This is a genomic window from Thermaerobacter sp. PB12/4term (assembly GCF_003403315.2).
GTDB lineage: Bacteria > Bacillota > Sulfobacillia > Thermaerobacterales > Thermaerobacteraceae > Thermaerobacter.
In genome coordinates this window covers 1,068,014-1,086,100 of the sequence record NZ_CP048407.1, presented here as the reverse complement: position 1 = coordinate 1,086,100, position 18,087 = coordinate 1,068,014, and the positions used below count along the sequence as shown (strand labels likewise).

At 72.5% G+C, this 18,087-nt stretch carries 15 protein-coding genes; all 15 read right to left on the bottom strand.

Features of this window, described 5'->3' with window-relative positions; all coding sequences use genetic code 11:
- Positions 1-563: 563 nt before the first annotated feature.
- Positions 564-1,676, bottom strand: coding sequence for a fructose-1,6-bisphosphate aldolase/phosphatase (gene fbp, locus DYI95_RS04430; RefSeq protein ID WP_116901626.1), 1,113 nt, complete (start codon positions 1,674-1,676; stop codon positions 564-566).
- Positions 1,677-1,897: 221 nt separating this feature from the next.
- Positions 1,898-3,559 carry an amidohydrolase gene (locus DYI95_RS04425; protein ID WP_116901627.1) on the bottom strand — a complete coding sequence of 554 codons (1,662 nt, stop codon included), beginning with the start codon at positions 3,557-3,559 and terminating at the stop codon, positions 1,898-1,900.
- Between the two features lie 48 nt (positions 3,560-3,607).
- The gene (locus DYI95_RS04420) at positions 3,608-4,498 is read right to left on the bottom strand and encodes an aspartate/glutamate racemase family protein (RefSeq protein ID WP_116901628.1); all 891 of its coding nucleotides are present in this window, start codon (positions 4,496-4,498) and stop codon (positions 3,608-3,610) included.
- A 340-nt stretch (positions 4,499-4,838) separates the two neighbouring features.
- The gene (gene ileS / locus DYI95_RS04415; protein WP_116901629.1) at positions 4,839-7,658 is read right to left on the bottom strand and encodes an isoleucine--tRNA ligase; all 2,820 of its coding nucleotides are present in this window, start codon (positions 7,656-7,658) and stop codon (positions 4,839-4,841) included.
- 726 nt (positions 7,659-8,384) lie between these two features.
- Entirely contained in the window at positions 8,385-9,758 is a 1,374-nt protein-coding gene (locus DYI95_RS04410) for a hypothetical protein (RefSeq protein ID WP_147308143.1), read from the bottom strand.
- A gap of 405 nt (positions 9,759-10,163) precedes the next feature.
- Entirely contained in the window at positions 10,164-10,802 is a 639-nt protein-coding gene (locus tag DYI95_RS04405) for a DivIVA domain-containing protein (RefSeq protein WP_116901631.1), read from the bottom strand.
- 68 nt (positions 10,803-10,870) lie between these two features.
- Positions 10,871-11,161, bottom strand: coding sequence for a YggT family protein (locus tag DYI95_RS04400; RefSeq protein WP_116901632.1), 291 nt, complete (start codon positions 11,159-11,161; stop codon positions 10,871-10,873).
- Positions 11,162-11,279: 118 nt separating this feature from the next.
- A complete protein-coding gene (locus DYI95_RS04395; RefSeq protein ID WP_116901633.1) occupies positions 11,280-11,738 on the bottom strand; it encodes a cell division protein SepF in 459 nt (152 codons plus the stop codon).
- 12 nt (positions 11,739-11,750) lie between these two features.
- Positions 11,751-12,443, bottom strand: coding sequence for a YggS family pyridoxal phosphate-dependent enzyme (locus DYI95_RS04390; protein ID WP_116901634.1), 693 nt, complete (start codon positions 12,441-12,443; stop codon positions 11,751-11,753).
- A gap of 536 nt (positions 12,444-12,979) precedes the next feature.
- On the bottom strand, positions 12,980-13,852 hold the full coding sequence (gene pgeF, locus DYI95_RS04385) for a peptidoglycan editing factor PgeF (RefSeq protein WP_116901635.1): 873 nt from the start codon (positions 13,850-13,852) through the stop codon (positions 12,980-12,982).
- 237 nt (positions 13,853-14,089) lie between these two features.
- Positions 14,090-14,386, bottom strand: a complete 297-nt coding sequence (locus DYI95_RS04380; RefSeq protein ID WP_006903924.1) for a YlmC/YmxH family sporulation protein — start codon at positions 14,384-14,386, stop codon at positions 14,090-14,092.
- 268 nt (positions 14,387-14,654) lie between these two features.
- Positions 14,655-15,605, bottom strand: coding sequence for a stage II sporulation protein R (locus tag DYI95_RS04375; RefSeq protein WP_147308144.1), 951 nt, complete (start codon positions 15,603-15,605; stop codon positions 14,655-14,657).
- Between the two features lie 130 nt (positions 15,606-15,735).
- Positions 15,736-16,515: an RNA polymerase sporulation sigma factor SigG gene (sigG, locus tag DYI95_RS04370; RefSeq protein WP_242823362.1), complete on the bottom strand. Its 780-nt coding sequence runs from the start codon at positions 16,513-16,515 to the stop codon at positions 15,736-15,738.
- Positions 16,516-16,875: 360 nt separating this feature from the next.
- Complete coding sequence (locus tag DYI95_RS04365) at positions 16,876-17,214, bottom strand: hypothetical protein (RefSeq protein WP_116901637.1); 339 nt, start codon at positions 17,212-17,214, stop codon at positions 16,876-16,878.
- A 122-nt stretch (positions 17,215-17,336) separates the two neighbouring features.
- Positions 17,337-18,071, bottom strand: coding sequence for an RNA polymerase sporulation sigma factor SigE (gene sigE, locus DYI95_RS04360; protein WP_006903928.1), 735 nt, complete (start codon positions 18,069-18,071; stop codon positions 17,337-17,339).
- Between the last annotated feature and the right edge of the window lie 16 nt (positions 18,072-18,087).

Here is an 18,087-nt window from a genome sequence, read left to right as displayed (position 1 = left end):
GCACTCCGGGGCTCTCCCTCGCCGGTCCGGGGTCGGCGGGCGGGGACACGGGCCGGCGGGAGCCCGCCCGCTGCGGGCCGCCCGCTCTGGACAGTTGCCGGCCCGGACCCCACGGCGCGGCCGGGCTTTTCCGGCCCGGCGGCATCCTCTCCACCCGCAGCCACGGCTTTCCGACCTCCCCATCCGTCGCCGGCGCGCCCGGCCGGGCGGTGGGCGCTACGGGCCCCCCGCAGCGCCCGGGCTCCAGGTCCCCGGCCTGAAAGGGGCGGCGGCGGGCCCTCCCGGGTCCCGGTGAAAGGGGCGGGCGGCACCTGCCTCCTCGCGCCCCCGGGGGCAGGGCCGGGCGGCCCCCGCCCCGCCGGGCCCCAGGACGCCGGGGCGCACTCCCCTTCTCTAGCCTGTCCCGGCCATCCCCAAGCAACGCTGGATTCCCGCTAGGGGCACCCCGGCGCCGGCCGGGCCTGTAAGCATTGCGGCGCCCCGCTGGACAGCGGGGCGCCGCAATGCGCGCCGCAGGATCCCCTCGCCGGTGGGCCGGCTCGCCGCATCAGTGCCGGCCAGGCTCAGTCGCCCGTTGCTTCGACCCGGAACTCGGCGTCCAGGCGCTGCAGCCGGGCGGTGATGCCGCCGTACTCGAGCTCGGAGATGGGCAGCATGGCCGGCTGGAAGAAGCCCTGCTGGCGCATGGCCACCGCCTTCGCCACGATGCGGTGGCGGATGGGCTCCCACACCGGGTCGGCGAACAGGTCGACCGGGCCCGTCAGCCGGCCCTCGTGCATGGAGAAGCCCAGGGCCGTCACCATGGGGTGGCAGAAGAAGGTGCTGGCCGGGGTGTTGACGGGAACCGGCAGCAGGGGCAGGTTGTGGCTGCCCCGGGTGTCGCCGGCCACGAAAGCGCCCAGGGCGAAGGGCGGGCCGAACTCCTCGGTGGCCGGGAAGATCTTCTGCACCCGCACGACGGCCACGGGGTCGTCCTTGCCCACATAGCGGCCGGCGATCTGCCGCAGGCGGGTGGTGCTGACGGCGGCAGCCTGTTCGTCCGGGTACTTGCGCGACCAGATGCCGGCGATGACGTAGCGGTGGGTGTCGCGCAGCAGGGCGGCGATGTCGTAGAGCCGCTCCGGGGCATCCAGGGTGATCGACCGGTCGCCCTCGGTGTGCTCGACGTCCATGATGACGAACCGGAAACCGGCATGCAGCTCCTCGGACAATAGCAGCCCGGGGGAGTACATGGGGTCGGCGAAGGCCAGGTAGAGCGGCAGGTTGAAGGCGCCCGGCTCCGTCTTGTCGGCCGCCAGGATCATCAGCGCCTCGTTGGGCCGCTCGCGCAGGGTCAGCTCCGCCACCTGGGGCCCCAGGCCGCGCACGTTACCCGAGAAGGCGTCCTTCAACAGATCCTGGCCCGCCCCGTAGAGGCCCTGGCGCTGGGCCACCTCCGTACCAGCCCGGAAGGCCTCCCACGCCAGCCGGTGGATCGCCTCGTCGCCCGGCCCGCGCTGGTGGGTCATGAGGATGGAGATGTCGTCGCCGCAGTAGAACACCCGGGCGTCCAGCAGCAGGCCGCCCTTCTCGGCCTCCACCCGCTGCTGCACCGCCGCCAGCAGCTCGTCGCTGGGGCGGGTGTGGCCGCCTACGCTGCCCACGTCGGCCTTGATGACGCTGACCGTGACCTCCATGGCGCAAACCCCCATCGGACCGCGACGCCAGGGGCGCATCGCGGCCGGTGTTGAACGGCCTTCCCGCCAGCCAATTCAACAGGGGCGTGGTAGATTCCTACATTGCAGGGAGGTCCCAGGGCATCCGAGGTCCTGGGGAAACCGGCCGCTGTCGGGCCCGCGGGCTTGCCGGGGAGCCGGGAGCGGCCCGGGAGCGCGCCGCGGCCTGCGGTCGGCGGGCTTCAGCCGGCCGGCCGGCGGTAAACGGGCTCGCCGTCCACGTAGGTCGCCAGCACGGGGATGTGGTGGAGCTCGTGGGGGGCCACCCGCCACGGATCGGCACCCAGCACCACCGCATCGGCCATGGCGCCGGGCAGCAGGCTGCCCCACAGTCCTTCCGCCAGGGCCCCGCAGGCCGCGCCGGCCGTGTAGGCCTGCAGGGCCTCCCCCACGGCCAGCCGCTCTTCGGGATGCCAGCCGCCCGGCGGGTCTCCCTGCAGGTCGTCCCGGGTCACCGCCGCCTGGATCCCCTCGAGGGGCGCCAGCGGCTCGATGGGGGCGTCGGATCCCGCCGAGAGCGGCACCCCGGCTTCCCGCAGGCTGCGCCAGGCGTAGGCCCAGCGGCTCCGCCCCGGCCCCAGCCGCTCTTCCACGAAAGCCAGGTCCGAGGCCAGGAACCGGGGCTGGATCTCGGCCACCACTCCGGCCGCCGCCAGCTGTGCGGGATGCTCGGGCGCCATGACCTGCACGTGGATCAGCCGGTGCCGCCCCGGACCGGCCCGGCGCCGGGCCGCCTCCACCGCCGCCAGGGCCGCGTCCACCGCCCGGTCGCCGATGCAGTGGATGGCCACCTGGTAGCCGGCCGCCGCTGCTTCGGCAACCAGCGAAGCCAGTTCCTCCGGGCTGTGGCGCAGCAGGCCCCGCTCCCGGCCGTCCCCGTCGGCGTACGGGTCCCGTAGGGCCGCCGTCCGCCCGCCCAGGGACCCGTCGGCAAAGAACTTGATCGACCCCATGCGCAGCCAGGCGTCCCCGTGGCCCGAAGGCAGCCAGGCGCGGGCGTCGTCCAGGGCCTCCCAGCCCACGTCCAGGGCCACCCGCAGGGGCCGCCCCCGCTCCCGGGCGGCCCGGTAGAGGGCCAGCACGTTCCCGAGCTCGCCCGGCTGGTGGACGTCGTGGCTGTGGACGGCGGTGATCCCCGCGGCATGGGCCGAGCGGATCACCTCCAGCAGACCGGCCAGCCGCTCCTCAAGGCCGGGCGCCGGCCGGGCGGCCGCCACCCGTTCGATGGCGGTTTCCTCAAGCAAACCCGTCAGTTCCCCGGTCACCGGATGGCGGCCAAACCGCCCGCCCGCCGGGTCGGGGGTGTCCCGGTGGACGCCGGCGGCCGCCAGCGCCGCGCTGCTGGCCACGGCGACGTGCCGGCACACGCGGTGGAGCAGCACGGGATGCTGCGGTGCCGCCCGGTCCAGCAAGGCCCGGTCCGGCCAGGCCGGCGGGTCGAACCGGCTCTGGTCCCAGCCGTAGCCCTCGATCCAGGTGCCGGGCGGCAGCTGGGCGGCCCGCCGCGCCACCCGCCGCGCCAGCTCGTCCAGGGAGGTCACGTCCCGGAGATCCAGCTGGGTGGCCACCTGCCCGCACCAGAGCAGGTGGCAGTGCCCGTCCACGAACCCGGGCAGGACCACCGCGTCCCGGGGCAGCACCTCCACCTCCGCCCGGGGTCCCGCCACCGCCCGCACCGCCGCCTCGGAACCAAGGGCTTCCACCCGCCCCCCGCGGAAGAACACGGCCTCCGCCGGCCGCACCCCGCTGCCGGGCGCGGGCACGATGCGCCCCACGAGAACGCGACCGGAGGCCGCCCCATGGTCCCCTCCCGCCGCCACCTCACTGGAAGCACCCACAGGCACGACAAAACCTCCTCCGGACCACCCCGTCCACCGGAACGTGCCCGCCCCTCAGCGGCGGGCGGCTTCCGCCGGCGCCCCCAGCAGCCGCCGGAGGGCCGCCCGCGCCAGGATCTCCGCCGGGTCGACCCAGGGCACGGGAAAGTCCCCCGGCCGCAGCACCAGCGGCAGCTCCGTGCAGCCGGCGATCAGCACCCGGGCGCCCCGCTCCACCAGGTGGGTCCCGGCCTCCAGCAGCCGCTGGCGGGCCGGCCCATAGACGCCGGCCTTGATCCCGTCGGCGCCGAAGATGGCTCGCGTCACCTCGGCCTGGTATTCGGGCGCCGGGACCACCACCTCCAGCCCCACCTCCGCCAGGGCCCGGTGATAGAGGCCGCTCTCCACCGTAAGCTCCGTGGCCAGAAGGCCGGCGGGGCCGTCGACCGGCGGCAGGCCGGGCACCCCTCCGGCCACCAGAGCCCGGGCCACCTCCCGCATGATGTGGAGGATGGGCACGGGGCTGGCGGCCTGCAGGCGGTCAAAGTAGACGTGGGCCGTATTGCAGGGGATGAGGATCAGGCTGGCCCCCAGGGACACCAGCCCCTTTATCGAGGCCACCATGGCCGGTACCGGGTCGGGCCCCGCGCCGCGCAAAAAGGCCGTCCGGTCGGGGATCTTGGGGTTGTTGTCGATGACGATGCGCACGTGGTCCTGGTCGACCCGCGCCGGAGTGGCGCGGACGATCTTGGCAAAGAGGTCGACGGTGGCCTCGGGCCCCATGCCGCCCAAGATGCCGATGGCCGGTCCCGGATCGCCGGGCCGGCCGGCCGCCGCCGCCCGCACGCTATAGTCGTCGCCGGGTCCCGGCGCGGGCATGCCGGCGGCTGGGGCGGCCGGCATCCCGGCCGGGAGGCCGTTGGGCGCAAAACCGTTGGTGGAGATCCTTTGTGAAGGCTTCGTCATCGTCCATCGGGCCTCCGGCGGCCAGCGGCCAGGACCCGCCCCGTCCGGGTTCCTCCCCCGGGGCAGGGGCCGCCGGCAGAATGACCTGTTGCTTCGACGGGCCGGCGGGCCCTCCTGCCCCGGGTCCGCCCGGCCCTTTCCCCTGCCGGGCACCCGGCGGGCCAGGGACCAGGGACTGTTCCCCACGGGGGCGGGCGGGTCCGGAAGCCAGCCGGGTACGGTAGGGTCGCCGCACCGACGGTCTATGCACCGGCCGCGGGACAGGTGCCCAGGACGCGGGCCGCCCGTCCGGTCCTGGTCGCCTGCCAGCCCCCGGCCCGCCCGTCCCGCCGCCGCCCTCTCAGGCGCCCGCCGCCTCCAGCTCGTGGACCACGGCCGCGCAACGCGGGCAAAGGTCGGGATGGGCGGCATCGCCGCCGACGCCAGGCACGTGCCGCCAGCAACGGGCGCAGCGGGCCAGGGCCGTCCGCTCCACCCGGACCGCCGGATCCCGGGCCGGTTGGCCCGCGGCCTGCCCCGGGCCCCCGGCCCCTTCCCCCGCGGCGCCGGCCGCCGGGCCGGGTTCGACCACCACCTCGGCCACCAGGAACAGCTCCGGCAGGTCCGCGGACAGCGCCTCCAGGACCCGGGCCGCTTCACCCCGGCCTCCCGCTATGACCACGCGGGCCTCGGCGGGCACGTCGATCACCTTCTCCTGGCGCGCCTGTTCCAGGGCGCGGTAGACCGCTTCCCGCACCTCGAACAGAACTTCGTAGCGGCGCAGCAGCTCCTCGTCCCGCCAGGCGGCGGCAGGCTCGGGCAAGAGGGCCAGGTGGACGCTCTCCGGATCGCCCTCCAGCCGGGGCAGGTGGTCCCAGACCTCTTCCGCCGTGTGGCAGAGTACCGGGGCCAGCAGCAGGGTGAGGTGGCGCGCCAGCTGGTAGAGCACCGTCTGGGCCGCCCGGCGCCGCGGGTCGGCGGGCAGGGAAGCGTAGAGGCGGTCCTTGAGCACGTCCAGGTAGAAGGCGCTGAGTTCGGTGACGCAGAAGTTGTGCACGGCGTGGTAGACCAGGTGATACTGGTATTCCTCGTAGGCCCGCCGCACCCGCTCCGTCACCTGGGCCAGCCGGGCCAGCGCCCAGCGGTCCAGCTCACCCAGCTCCCCGTACGGCACGGCGTCCCGGGCCGGGTCGAAGTCCCCCAGGTTGGCCAGCAGGAAGCGCAGGGTGTTGCGGATCTTGCGGTAGACCTCGGCCATCTGCTTGAGGATGTCCTCCGAGATCCGCACGTCCCCCCGGTAGTCCGACGAGACCGCCCACAGGCGCAGCACGTCGGCCCCGTAGCGCCGGATGACGTCGTTGGGGTCGACCACGTTGCCCAGAGACTTGGACATCTTGCGGCCCTCGCCGTCGACCACGAAGCCGTGGGTCAGCACCGCCCGGTAGGGCGCCCGGCCGCGGGTGGCCACCGCCGTCAGCAGGGACGACTGGAACCAGCCCCGGTGCTGGTCCGAGCCCTCCAGGTAGAGATCGGCCGGCCAGGCCAGTTCCTCCCGCGTCTCCAGCACCGCGGCGTGGCTCGACCCCGAGTCGAACCACACGTCCATGATGTCGGTCTCCTTGCGGAAGCCCTGCCGGCTGCCGCAGTGGGGGCAGGCGAAGCCCTCGGGCAGGATCTGGGCCGCCTCCCGCAGGAACCAGGCGTTGGACCCCTCCCGCCGGAAGAGCGCGGCCACCGCCCGGATGCTCTCCTCGGTGATGACCGGCTCCTGGCAGGCCTCGCAGTAGAAGACCGGGATCGGCACGCCCCAGGCCCGCTGGCGGGAGATGCACCAGTCGCCCCGGTCGGCGATCATGTTGTGGATCCGCTCCCGGCCCCATTCGGGGATCCAGCGCACCCCCTCGATGGCCTCCAGGGCCTGCCGGCGGAAGCCCTCCACCGAAGCGAACCACTGGGTGGTGGCCCGGAAGATCACCGGCTGGCGGCAGCGCCAGCAGTGGGCGTACTGGTGCCGGATGGTGCCCTGAGCCAGCAGTGCTCCCGCCTCCTCCAGGGCGCGGACGATGTGGGGGTTGGCGTCGGCGTAGAACAGGCCGGCGAAGGGCCCCGCCTCCTCGGTGAAGCGGCCGCGGTCGTCCACCGGGCTCAGCACAGGCAGGCCGTAGCGGCGGCCGACCTCGAAGTCCTCCTGGCCGTGGCCGGGCGCCGTGTGCACCAGGCCCGTCCCCTCTTCCATGCTGACGTGCTCGCCCAGCACCACCGGGGAGGTGCGGTCGAACAGCGGGTGGCGGTAGGTGACCCCCTCCAGCTCGGCCCCGGTCCACGGGCCCAAGCGGCCGCGTTCGTCCAGCCGGGCAGCCTGGAGCACCCGCTCCACCAGGGGCTCGGCCACCACCAGGAGCTCCCGGTCCGTCTCCACCGCCACGTAGCGCGCCTCCGGGTGCACGGCGATGGCCAGGTTGGCCGGGATCGTCCAGGGGGTGGTGGTCCAGATCACCAGCCGCGCGCCCTCGGGCAGCCGGCCGCGGCCGTCCACCACGGGAAAGGCGACGAAGATGGAAGGCGACGTCTTCTCCCGGTACTCGATCTCGGCCTCCGCCAGGGCCGTCTCGTCCACGGGGCACCAGTAGACCGAGTAGAGGTTGCGGTAGATGTAGCCCCGCCGGGCCATCTCGCCGAAGACCTCGATCTGCTTCGCCTCGTACTCCGGCTCCAGGGTGAGGTAGGGCCGCTCCCAGTCCCCCAGCACGCCCAGGCGGCGGAACTGCTGGCGCTGCCGGTTCATCTGGTCCAGGGCATAGGCGCGGCAGCGGTTGCGCAGTTCCACCGGGGAGATGGCCCTCCGGTCGACGCCCAGCACCTCCAGGGCCCGGCGTTCGATGGGCAGTCCGTGGGTATCCCAGCCGGGCACGTAGGGCGCGTCGTAGCCCGCCATGGAGGCGTGGCGCACCACCACGTCCTTGAGGATCTTGTTGAGGGCCGTGCCCACGTGGATGTCACCGTTGGCGTAGGGCGGCCCGTCGTGCAGGACGAACCGCGGCCGCCCGCGGCGCGCCTCGCGCAGCCGCCGGTAGAGGCCCATCTCGTCCCAGCGGCGCTGGATCTCGGGCTCCCGCTGGGGCAGGTTCGCCCGCATGGGGAAGTCGGTCTTGGGCAGGTTCAAGGTTGCGCGGTAGTCCACGCCTTCCCCTCCTTGTCGCCTCGAACTTCCTGGCCTGGGACTTCACCGAAGAACGTCTCCGGCGCCGGCCCGGCCTGCGGGGCTGCGCTCCCTGGCAGGCCGGTCTTCGCCCACCGCCGGTTCCGCTTCCCGCGACGCCGGCCCTGGCGGATCGGTCGGGCCGCAGAAGCCAAGCAACCCCTTCGCCAAAGGGCGAAGGGGTTGCTTCGCGGTACCACCTTTGTTCCCGGTTGTCCCCGCCGGTATTCCCGGATGTCTCCGCCGGCGTCGACCGCTCCGGCTGCAGCGGTTGGCCGCCGGGGAAACTCCCACCCGGGCCGGCGAGGGCCGCAAGGCGCCTTGCCGGAGCGGGTCCTGAACCAGGGCGGCCACCCCGGCGCGACCGAACCCCGCGGGTCCACCGCCGGGCGCTCTGCAGCCCGTTAACGGGGGCCAGGCGACCCAGCCTACTGCGGCCCCCATCCGGCGGGGCAACGTCGGTCCCCGCCAGCCGGCGGCCGGTTCGGTGGGCGGCTCCAGGGTGATCTTCGGACCGTCACCGGTGCCGGGCTCGCAGCCTGTGGCCCGGGCTCTCTGGTACCGGCTGGGCGACCGGCCCTACTCGCCCCGTCATCGCCGTAGCCGGCGGGCGCCGGTTGCCGGCGCCCGCCCCATCGGATTATGGCACATTGTAGAAGCACCGCCGCCCGCCGTCAAGGCAGCCGGGCGCTTCGATGTCCATGCCGCTCAGTCGCTCTCGTCCTCACCGCTCGGTCCCTGGTCATGCTGGCTGTCCTGGTCCTCGTCACCTTCCTGGTGATCGCCCGCATCCTCGTCCGCATCGCCGTTGTCATCGTCATCCTGCTGCAAGTCGCCATGCTGACCGTCATCTTCATCGTCTTCGTCCACGCTGTTTTCATCCAGGTTGTTTTCGTCCTCGTCGTCCACGTCTTCCTCGTCCCGATCGTCCTGGTCGTCCTGGTCGCCACCCCGGTCCTCATACCCCTGCGTGTCGTCACGGCGTTTCTCGTCTCGACCTTTCCCCACCGCGCGATCCGCATCATCAGCGGATTCGGGCTTCTGCTCGACTTTCTCCTCGGACTCGGCTGCCGCCCTGGCTTGGGCCTTGTCGCCCCCGTCCCCTTCGCGCCGGGGCGCCGCCACCGAGGTCCCGGCTTTGACGTCTTGGCGCTCGACGCCGAACTGGGCCAGCACCGCCCGCAGGTTCTTGCCGAACCCCTGGCGGCCGCCCTGTTCACCGCCGGACTGCGCCACCAAGTCGGCCACCTGCCCCACGGTGACGTCCTGGCCGGTCTGCGCGGAAATCCGCTGGGCGGCGGCGTACATCAGGGCGATCTGGCCGTAACCGTAACCCTGGTCCCGCAGCGCCCGCACCACGGCCGGGTCGATCATCGCCACGGCGGCGACAGCCAGGTCGGCCTCCTCAGCCGCCTGCAAGGCATCGTCCAGGGCACCGTGGCCCGTCCCGCCGCCGGGCGAGGAGGCGTTGCCCGGTGCCGAGTCGCTTCCCTGGTCGCCTGCGGTCCCCGTGTCTCGACCCGCGGAGGCGTCGCCCTCGGGGCGGCTGCTGTTGGGCTCGGCGGCCTCCGTCGCCTGCTCGAGCTGAGCGGCCAGCTCCTGGAGACGCTGCACGGCGTCCTTGATGGCCGCCACCGCTTCGTCCGTCGGTTGGCCCTCCGCCAGGGCCTCTACCACCCGCTCCTGGGCCAATCGCAGGTTGGATGCGATCTCCCCGGCGAGGCGGTCGTACCATTCCGACTGGGGATCGAGATCCGCCAGGATGTCGGCCCGCACCTTGGCGAATTCGGCCAGGAGCTTGGCGTCACCCGATGGGTCCAGGGTGACCAGCAGCCGCAGGTCCTCGATCAGCTGTTGCACATAGTAGCGAACGGCGAACAACGTTCCCGGATCGATCTTCTGCCCGCCAGAGGACGCTGCGGTTCCGGTGGCGACGGTACCGGCCTCATTGGTTCCGGTGGTCGCTCCCGACGGCGTCGCCCCCGGCGGATCCCCGCTGGCGAGAGCCAGTTGGGGCAGGGCTACGAAACACACCAGGACGCCCGCTGCAGCGGCCCGTCGGAACCATCGGCTCCGACCCATGGCTGCACCTCCCAATTCCCGGATTTCTGGGCAGGGGTTCACGCAGCCCCGGCCACATCCACCTGTTCGACCATCATTTTCGGACAAGTGAGGCCGTTTGTGCGTGTCGGAACGGACGCGACGCGAAAAATCGAACGGAGGTCCCACGGGAGTCCGACCACGGTCCCAAACGACCGTTTGTCGCCGACCTGTCCCAGGAAGGGAGAAGGCGATCGGAGGCGATGACCGCCGTCTGCAAACGGCAGGGCCGCCGCCAGGGCGGAGCATGACCTGGCGGCGGCCCCGACCGTGGCCCGCCCTCTTGCCGACGACTGGCCGTGCCGGCGGGCCGGAACCCGTCTCTATGGCCCCACGACCCGTCCCGGGGCCCGTATTGCCGGCGGCGTCCCCTCACCGGGACGGGGGTTACACGCCCCCCGCCCGGTCCCGGGCGGCAGCCGCTTCGCGTGCACCCCACGCCGCCGGGGCACCCAGCGGTGCCGGATCCCGCGTTCCGGCAGGAACACCGCGCCCGGCACCGTCCTTGGCATCGCCGCGGTGCTCCTGTGCCTCCTCCCCGTCCCCACGTTCACCGGCGGCCCCTTCGTCCGTGCTCCCGTCCCCGGCCTCTTCGTCCAGCAGCTGCAGATGGGCCAGCAGCAGGGCACGCATCCGCGCCCGGGCAGCCTTCATGCTGCTCAGCAGCTCCTGGTAGCGGCGCTCCATCTCCTCGGCCTTGGCCCGGGCGGCCTGCACGATCTGCTCGGCCTCCAGCCGCGCCTGGTTGATCATGAGCTCCGCCTGCTTCTGGGCGCTGGCCTTGACCTCCTCCGCCGTCTCCTGGGCCACCACCAGCGTGTTGTGGAGGGTGTCCTCCAGCTGCCGGTACTGCTCGAGCCTGGCGTTCAGGGCCTCGACCTGCTCGCGCAGGGCCGCGTTGTCCCGTAGCACCTGGTCGAACTCGCGGCCCACCTGCTCGAGGAACTCGTCGACCTCGGTCTCGTTGTAGCCGCGGAAGGAACGGGGAAACTGCTTGTTGTGGATGTCCAGAGGGGTCAGGGCCATTGTTCCACCTCCCGGGATCGGCGCCCGCCGGGTAGCCTGCCGGGTCCCGGCAACCGGCGGCGCCGTCGTCAGGCCAGCAACCGCAACAGCCGCACCAGGATCCACTCCACCAGCTGCACCAGCAGGATGGCGACCAGGGGCGACAGATCCAGGGGCCCGGTGGCGGGCATCACCCGCCGGATGGGCGCCAGGACCGGTTCCGTCAACTGGACCAGTACACGGTAGATATCGTGAAACGTCCGGTTGTAGTTACCCTGGATGAACCACGACATGATCACCCGGATCAGCAAGAGCCAGAAGAACGCCGTGGCGAGCCCTTGGATCAATCGCACGAGGAACAGGACGAGCAAATCGGTCAACGCTCACCCTCCTACGGCCGCGCCCGGGTCCGGTCCCGGGTTGCCTACCCTTCGGTGAGGCCGGCCGGTGATGCCCGCCGGAGGCCATCACCCCCGGCGCCGCTGCCGCCGCCTCGCATCAATCCCGGGTGAGGAAGTCCGGCCGGTCGACCACGGTCTCCACGTTCTGCGGGGCGAAGAACACCACGCCGTTGGCGATGCGGTGCATCTCCCCGTTCAAGGCGTAGATCGTGCCGCTCAGGAAGTTGAGGATGCGCTGGGCCGTCTCCTTGTCGGTGTCCTCGAGGTTGAGGATCAGGGGCCGCCGGTTCTTCAGGTGCTCGGCGATCTCCTGGACCTCGTCGAAGGACCGCGGGCGGGCGATCACCACCCGCTGGGAGCGGCCCCCCGCCGCCAGGGGTACCAGCTGGCCCGGCCGGGGTCCCGGGCCGCCCTCCCCCCGCTCCCGGTGCGGGCGACCGTCGCGGCGCCGCGGAGCCGCCTGAGCAGCCTGCGGTTCCTCCCCCGCCGGCACCTCCACCACTTCCTCCTCCACCTCGAAGCCGATCAGGGACAGCAGCCGGTCCATCCACCCCATGGGCATTCCTCCTCATCCACGCTCGCCGAAGATGGCCCGGCCGATGCGCACGATGGTGGCGCCTTCCTCCACCGCCACCTCGAAATCGTCGGTCATCCCCATGGACAGGTGGCGCAGCTCGATGCCCGGCAGACCGCGGCACTGCCGGGCGGCCTCCTCGGCCAGCTGGCGCAACTGCCGGAAGACGGGCCGCACCCTTTCCGGATCATCGGTCGGGGGCGCCACGGTCATGAGCCCCACCACCTGCAAACCCTTCAGGCCGGCCACCTGCTGGAGGAAGGGGACCACCTTCTCCGGCGGCAGGCCGGCCTTGGTGGCCTCCCCGGCCACGTTGACTTCCACCAGACACGGGAGGACCCGGCCGCAGCGGCCCGCCCGCCGGTCGACCTCCTGGGCCAGGGCCAGGCGGTCGAGGGAGTGGAGCAGGTGGCAGTGCCGGGCGATGTACTTGACCTTGTTGGTCTGCAGGCGGCCGACGAAGTGCCAGCGGACGTCCTCGCCGAAGGCCGGAAACTTGTCCCGGGCCTCCTGGGCCCGGTTCTCTCCGAAATCGCGGATGCCGGCGGCGTACGCCTCCCGCATGGCCGCCACGGGCACCGTCTTGCTCACGGCCACCAGGGTCACGTCACCGGGATCCCGCCCGGCCCGGGCCGCCGCGGCGGCGATGCGGTCCCGCACGGCCGCCACCCGCTCGGCAATGGTCATGGATGCTGTCGCTCCCCGGATGATGCCGGCGGCCGGGCCGCGCCCTGAAAGGACCCGGCACCGGGCGGCGGGCCGGCCGGTGCCGCCTTCCGCCCCGCTGCGCGGGCAAGCAACTCTGCTGCGGGCGATCCGGCACGGGCCGGCCCCGGCACCTGGGGCGGGCCCGCCCGGCCGCGGGCCGCGGAACGCGCCGCCAGCCTTCCAGTGTAGCAGGGCGATTCCATACCGGGCGGCGCGTCTCCTGCCGGTTTCGACATTCTTGGCGGGCGATGGCGTGGCCGCCGCTGGCAGCGTGACATGGGCGTGACGGGGTGTGGGCGGTATGGCGTGGGGGCGGGCGGCGCGGCATGCAGGGCCGGAGCCTGAAGGGAGCCGCGAGCTCTACCGGGGCCCTGTGCCGGCGGCGGGACCGGCCGCTCCCCCGCACCGGACCCATGGCTCGCCCTGCGGTATTGCTCACATCGCCCCCGGCGCTGCCCTAGCCCCTGGGCCGCGGGCGCGGCGGCGCGAAAGGGCCCCGGCGGCCCCGGGGCGCTTCAGCTCGCGGGGGCCCCGGGGCGGATGCCGATCAGGCCCGCCATCCGCCCTGTGCGGCCGCCGCTGGCCCGGTGGGAGAAGAAAGTCTCGGTGTCGCAGGCGGTACACAGCCCCGCCACGGCGATGTGCCGCGGATCCAGGCCCGCCTCCACCAGCAGCCGCCGGTTGGTCTCCCACAGGTCCCAGTGCCGGTAACCGGCTCCCCGGGGGGAGGGGAACAGCACTTCCTCCGCCCAGGGCAGGCGGCGGTCCAGGGACTCCAGGACAGGCTCGTCCACCTCGAAGCAGCAGGGGCCGATGGAGGGTCCGATCAACGCGTGCAGGCGCTCGGGCCCGGTCCCCAGGGTCTCGGCCAGCGCCCGGGCCGCCGCCGGCGCCACCCCCGCCAGGGTACCGCGCCAGCCGGCGTGGGCCAGCGCCACGCCCCTGCGGGATGCCGTGGCGCTGCCCCAGAGGAAAACGGGCACGCAGTCGGCGAAGGTCGCCCACAGGAGGACGCCGGGGTCGGTGGTGACCAGCGCATCGGCCTCCGGCCCCCTGCCGGGCGCCCAGGTCTCGCCGGCCCGGGCCACGGCCACCGCTGCGCCGTGGACCATGCGCGGCATGGCGACCCACTGCCACTCCGGACCGGCGGCGGCCAGCACCCGCTGCCGGTTGGCCTCGACGCGGGCCGGTTCGTCCGCGGTGGAGCGGCCCAGGTTGAGTTCCGCCCAAGGGCCCCGGCTGACGCCTCCCCGGCGCGTGGTGAAGGCCAAAAACAGCCAGGACGGCGCACCGGAAGGAACGAGCCACTCCACCCCGTCCACCCGCTGCCGCTGCATGACGGCCCCGGCCTGCTGCCCGGCCTCCGGGACCGCGCCTTCAGGGGCCACGCTGCTCCCTCCCCGCCGGCACAATCATGCTGCGCCGGACGCGGGCACCGGGGCGGTGCCTTGCCGCGAACGGGCCCGCCCCGCCAGGCCGGTCGCCTTCCGCGGATCGGCCCGCCCGCCCGATCGAAGCCCCTGGGCATGGGCCTGCCGGGCCCTTTCCAGGGCCGGCCCGCCCGGCCGGCCGCAGCCCCTTCGCCGCAGCCGCAGGGCCGTCCTCGTACCGCCGCCCGGCACCCCTCAACCGGCGCTCGCCTGCATCCCTTCGCGGCCGGAACCCGCGGCCCCTTCCATGTCGACGAAACCCGGCACGTTGACCAGGATCACGTCCTGGCCGAAGCGGACGATCTGCTCCCACGGGATCACGTAGTCCCGGTCACGCCCGAACAGGCCGAACCAGCGGGCAGGCCCGGGCACCACGATGGCCTGGATGCGCCCGGTCTGGAGGTCGATCTCCACATCGCCCACCCAGCCCAGCCGCCGCCCGTCCACGATGTTGATCACGTCGCGGGTGCGCAGGTCGGAGGTCTTCAGCACGGCGCTCACCCCCGCAGCTCATGCCGCCCGCGATCAGGGTATGCCGGGACGGGCGCCCGTGTCCCCCCGAGGCCCGCCCACCGGCATTGTCCGGCTGGGGTGGCACGCCCCGGCGCCTGGAGCATGCCCGCGTCGTGCATGCCCGCGTCGCCGGGCGGGAACGCGTTGTCCCGCCGTCCCCCTGGCGGCCGGTGAACCGGGGGCGATCCGTGGCGGCCGGCGCGTGCGGCGGAGGTGGCGCGTCCCTTGAACCGGCGCCCGGGCGAGCCTAATGGGATGCGGAGGCCCGCTGGGCCCACCCCAGGGACGCCCACCAGCGGCCGATGCGGGCCTGCCACCATTCCAGGAGGAACCAGCGCGGGGCCGGCGCCGCCTGCCAGGCCGTCCCGCCGCTGCCCGCCGGAACCGGGGACCAGGCGGGCGCAGCCGCCCCGGGAGCCGCCAGGGCCCCTGCAACCTCCGCAGCGCCCGAACCGCCCGCAGGGTGTGGCACCCCGGCCGTACCGTCCCTTCCTGCCGGTGCGGGCGTCACGCCGGCTCCTTCCCCACCCCCGGGTGCCGCAGGGGCCACCGCCTCCGACGCGGGGAGGGCACCGCCCGGATCCTGGGCCGAACCTGCGGGGGTGCCGGCTGCGGCGGAGCCGCCGTCGCCCAGCCAGCAGAGCCCCGGAAAGAGGACGCACCAGAAGTTGTGCCCCGCCCCCTCGCCCAGGACGACCCGCACGGCGGGATAGACGCCCGCAGGATAGACCGTTTCTCCCAGGCGCCGCGCCGCATACGGAAAGCGGCCCGTCTCCACCCGCGCGCCGTAGTGGAAGCCCGCCGACCGCAAGACGGCCTGGGCCCGCGCCTCCAGCCGTTCCGCCTGCCGGTCCACCCGGGCCAGGGCATCGTCCGGGGTGGTGGCTCCGGCCACCACCTGAGCCAGAACGGGAACCAGCGCATCCCGCACCTGGAGCTTGACGGCCTGATCCTCGGGATCGTCGCTGTTGGCAACGATGTGCAGCCTCAGGATGGGCGGCACAGGTTGCGCGGGTGCCGCCGCCATGGAGGCGGCGACCCCGGCCGGAGTTGCAAGCCCGGCGGGCCGGGCAGGACTCGCCCCCGCGGGCCCGTGCCCCGCCAGCCGGGGCCCCAGGCCGGCGGCCACCACCGTGGCCAGGGCCAGCCATCCCAGCACCCTGAGCCAGCGCCCCCATGTGCACCGGAGGGTTGCCATCACCATACCGCGCTCGGTCGGCGCGACGATGCAGCCATGGACACCGGGCCCACCCTCGCCCGCCGGCCCGGGTCCCCGGCGCCCGGCCGGCGGATTCAGCCAGTCTCCAAAGCCCATGCCCCTCGCCCTTTCACATGTACTTGCGCATCCGCTGCAGGGCGGCCTTTTCCAGGCGCGACACCTGCGCCTGGGAGATCCCGATCTCGTTGGCCACCTCCATCTGGGTCTTGCCCTGGTAGAAGCGCTTGGTGATGATCAGCTGCTCGCGCTCATCCAGGCGCGACATGGCCTCGCGCACGGCGATGGTCTCGAGCCACCGCTCGTCGCGCTGCTTGTCGTCGCTGACCTGGTCGACCACGAAGATGGGGTCGCCGCCGTCCTGGTAGATGGGCTCAAACAGCGACACCGGGTCCTGAATGGCGTCCAGGGCGTGGACCACCTCTTCCCGCGGCTGGCCCAGCTCCTGGGCGATCTCTTCCAGGGTGGGTTCGCGCCCGTGCCGGTGGGTCAGCTGGTCCCGCACCTGCAAGGCCTTGTAGGCCACGTCGCGCAGGGAACGGCTGACCCGGATGGGGGTGTTGTCGCGCAGGTACCGGCGAATCTCACCGATGATCATCGGCACGGCATAGGTGGAAAAGCGGACGTTCTGTTCCAGGTCAAAGTTGTCGATGGCCTTCATCAAGCCGATGCATCCCACCTGAAACAGATCGTCCACCGGTTCGCCCCGGTGATTGAAACGTTGAATGACGCTCAAAACCAGCCTTAGATTGCCCTGCACCAGTTGCTGGCGGGCCTCTTCGTCGCCCTCGCGCATGCGGCGAAACAGGACCCTCATCTGCTCGTTGGACAGCACCGGCAGTTCGGCCGTATTGACCCCGCAGATCTCCACCTTGTTGATCATGCGGCTCATGGGCACGCGGTTCCCTCCCGCCTGCCGGACGCTGCCTTTGCCGGCAGGCTGTGTGCGCACAGCCCGGGCTCGTCCTGCAACGGGGAGTATGCGCGTGGCTGGAAGCCGTTATTCACCGGCGACGCCCGGATCATTCGTCATAACGTTCCCCGGCGCGCCGTTGGGCATGCGTTGGGGAGCCCCATTCCGCCCGCACCGGAACGGGCCGCACCGGTGACCTGCGGGTCCGCACCACGGCAGGGACGAACCGGCCATCGATGGGTGACAAAGAGGTGACAAGTCTGCAATCAAATCTGAAGGGAAGAAAGCAAAAGCCCCGCAGCACAGGCTGCGGGGCTTTTGCAAACAACACTGCGAGGATCAGGTGAGGGCTTCCTGGATCTTCTCCCGCAAGGCGTCGAGCTCATCCTGGGTCGCGTCGTCCACTTCACACCAGGTGGCCAGCGGGCACTGCCACTGCTGATAGTCCAGCAGCCCGAAGGCCACCTCCAGCTGCCGGCGCGTCAGCACCGGGGCCTCCCCGGCCTCCATGGCCGCATCCAGGGTATCGACCAGTTCCTCCAGCTCCTGCGGTTCGACCGCCGGTTCGACCTCCACGGCGTGGATGTCACAGCCGAAACCGGCAAAGTCGGCAACGTTCCGCAGGAGGGCCATCTCCCGCTCGGACAGCGCCACCGTGACCGCCGGTGTCCCTGGCATCGGGACCACCTCCCGGTTCCAGGATGCACCGGCCGCGGCCGGCCCACTGTGACCGCCGTCACCAATTGAAAAAGGTTATCAATAGGATCCCGCCCGGGTGGCGGCCCCCTTGCTTCCCCCAGCTACTCCATCTTGCGGATCTCCCGGCGCAGGCGGTTGATGATCCGTTTCTCCAGCCGGGAGATGTAGGACTGGGAGATCCCCAGATGGTCGGCCACCTGCTTCTGGGTGCGCTCGATGCCGTCCACCAGGCCGAACCGCAGTTCCATGATCAGCCGCTCCCGCGGGGTGAGCCGCGCCAGGGCGCGGTGGAGCAGGTGCCGGTCCACCTTGGCCTCCAGGTCGCGGTAGATCACGTCCCCGTCGGTGGCGGGGATCACGTCGGAAAGAAGCAGTTCGTTGCCTTCCCAGTCGACGTTCAGCGGTTCGTCCAGCGACACCTCGTAGCGGGTCCGGCTGGTGCGGCGCAGGTGCATGAGGATCTCGTTCTCGATGCACTTCGATGCATAAGTGGCCAGCTTGATCCGCTTGGAGGGATCAAAGGTGTTCACGGCCTTGATCAGGCCGATGGTGCCGATGGACACCAGATCCTCGATGGGAATGCCCGTGTTGTCGAACTTGCGGGCGATGTAGACCACCAGGCGCAGGTTGCGCTCGATCAGGGTGTGGCGCACCGCCGGATCGTCCTCGTCCAGGCGGTCCAGCAGCAGTTCTTCCTCGTCGGCCGTCAGCGGCGGCGGCAGGGCCTGGCTGCCGCCGATGTAATGCACGGGCAGCCAAGCCGCACCGCTGCGCAAGAGCCAGCGCAGGATGGCCAGCCGCACGGACCACTTCAACCGGAGCCACTGATGCCGCATCTCTTGCCGGTCCTCC

Bases quoted from the DNA above. Each gene is read 5' to 3' on its own strand.
- fbp (WP_116901626.1), bottom strand. From the start codon at position 1,676: ATGGAGGTCACGGTCAGCGTCATCAAGGCCGACGTGGGCAGCGTAGGC.
- DYI95_RS04420 (WP_116901628.1), bottom strand. From the start codon at position 4,498: ATGACGAAGCCTTCACAAAGGATCTCCACCAACGGTTTTGCGCCCAAC.
- DYI95_RS04410 (WP_147308143.1), bottom strand. From the start codon at position 9,758: ATGGGTCGGAGCCGATGGTTCCGACGGGCCGCTGCAGCGGGCGTCCTG.
- DYI95_RS04405 (WP_116901631.1), bottom strand. From the start codon at position 10,802: ATGGCCCTGACCCCTCTGGACATCCACAACAAGCAGTTTCCCCGTTCC.
- DYI95_RS04395 (WP_116901633.1), bottom strand. From the start codon at position 11,738: ATGGGGTGGATGGACCGGCTGCTGTCCCTGATCGGCTTCGAGGTGGAG.
- DYI95_RS04390 (WP_116901634.1), bottom strand. From the start codon at position 12,443: ATGACCATTGCCGAGCGGGTGGCGGCCGTGCGGGACCGCATCGCCGCC.
- DYI95_RS04375 (WP_147308144.1), bottom strand. From the start codon at position 15,605: ATGGCAACCCTCCGGTGCACATGGGGGCGCTGGCTCAGGGTGCTGGGA.
- sigG (WP_242823362.1), bottom strand. From the start codon at position 16,515: ATGAGCCGCATGATCAACAAGGTGGAGATCTGCGGGGTCAATACGGCC.
- DYI95_RS04365 (WP_116901637.1), bottom strand. From the start codon at position 17,214: ATGCCAGGGACACCGGCGGTCACGGTGGCGCTGTCCGAGCGGGAGATG.
- sigE (WP_006903928.1), bottom strand. From the start codon at position 18,071: ATGCGGCATCAGTGGCTCCGGTTGAAGTGGTCCGTGCGGCTGGCCATC.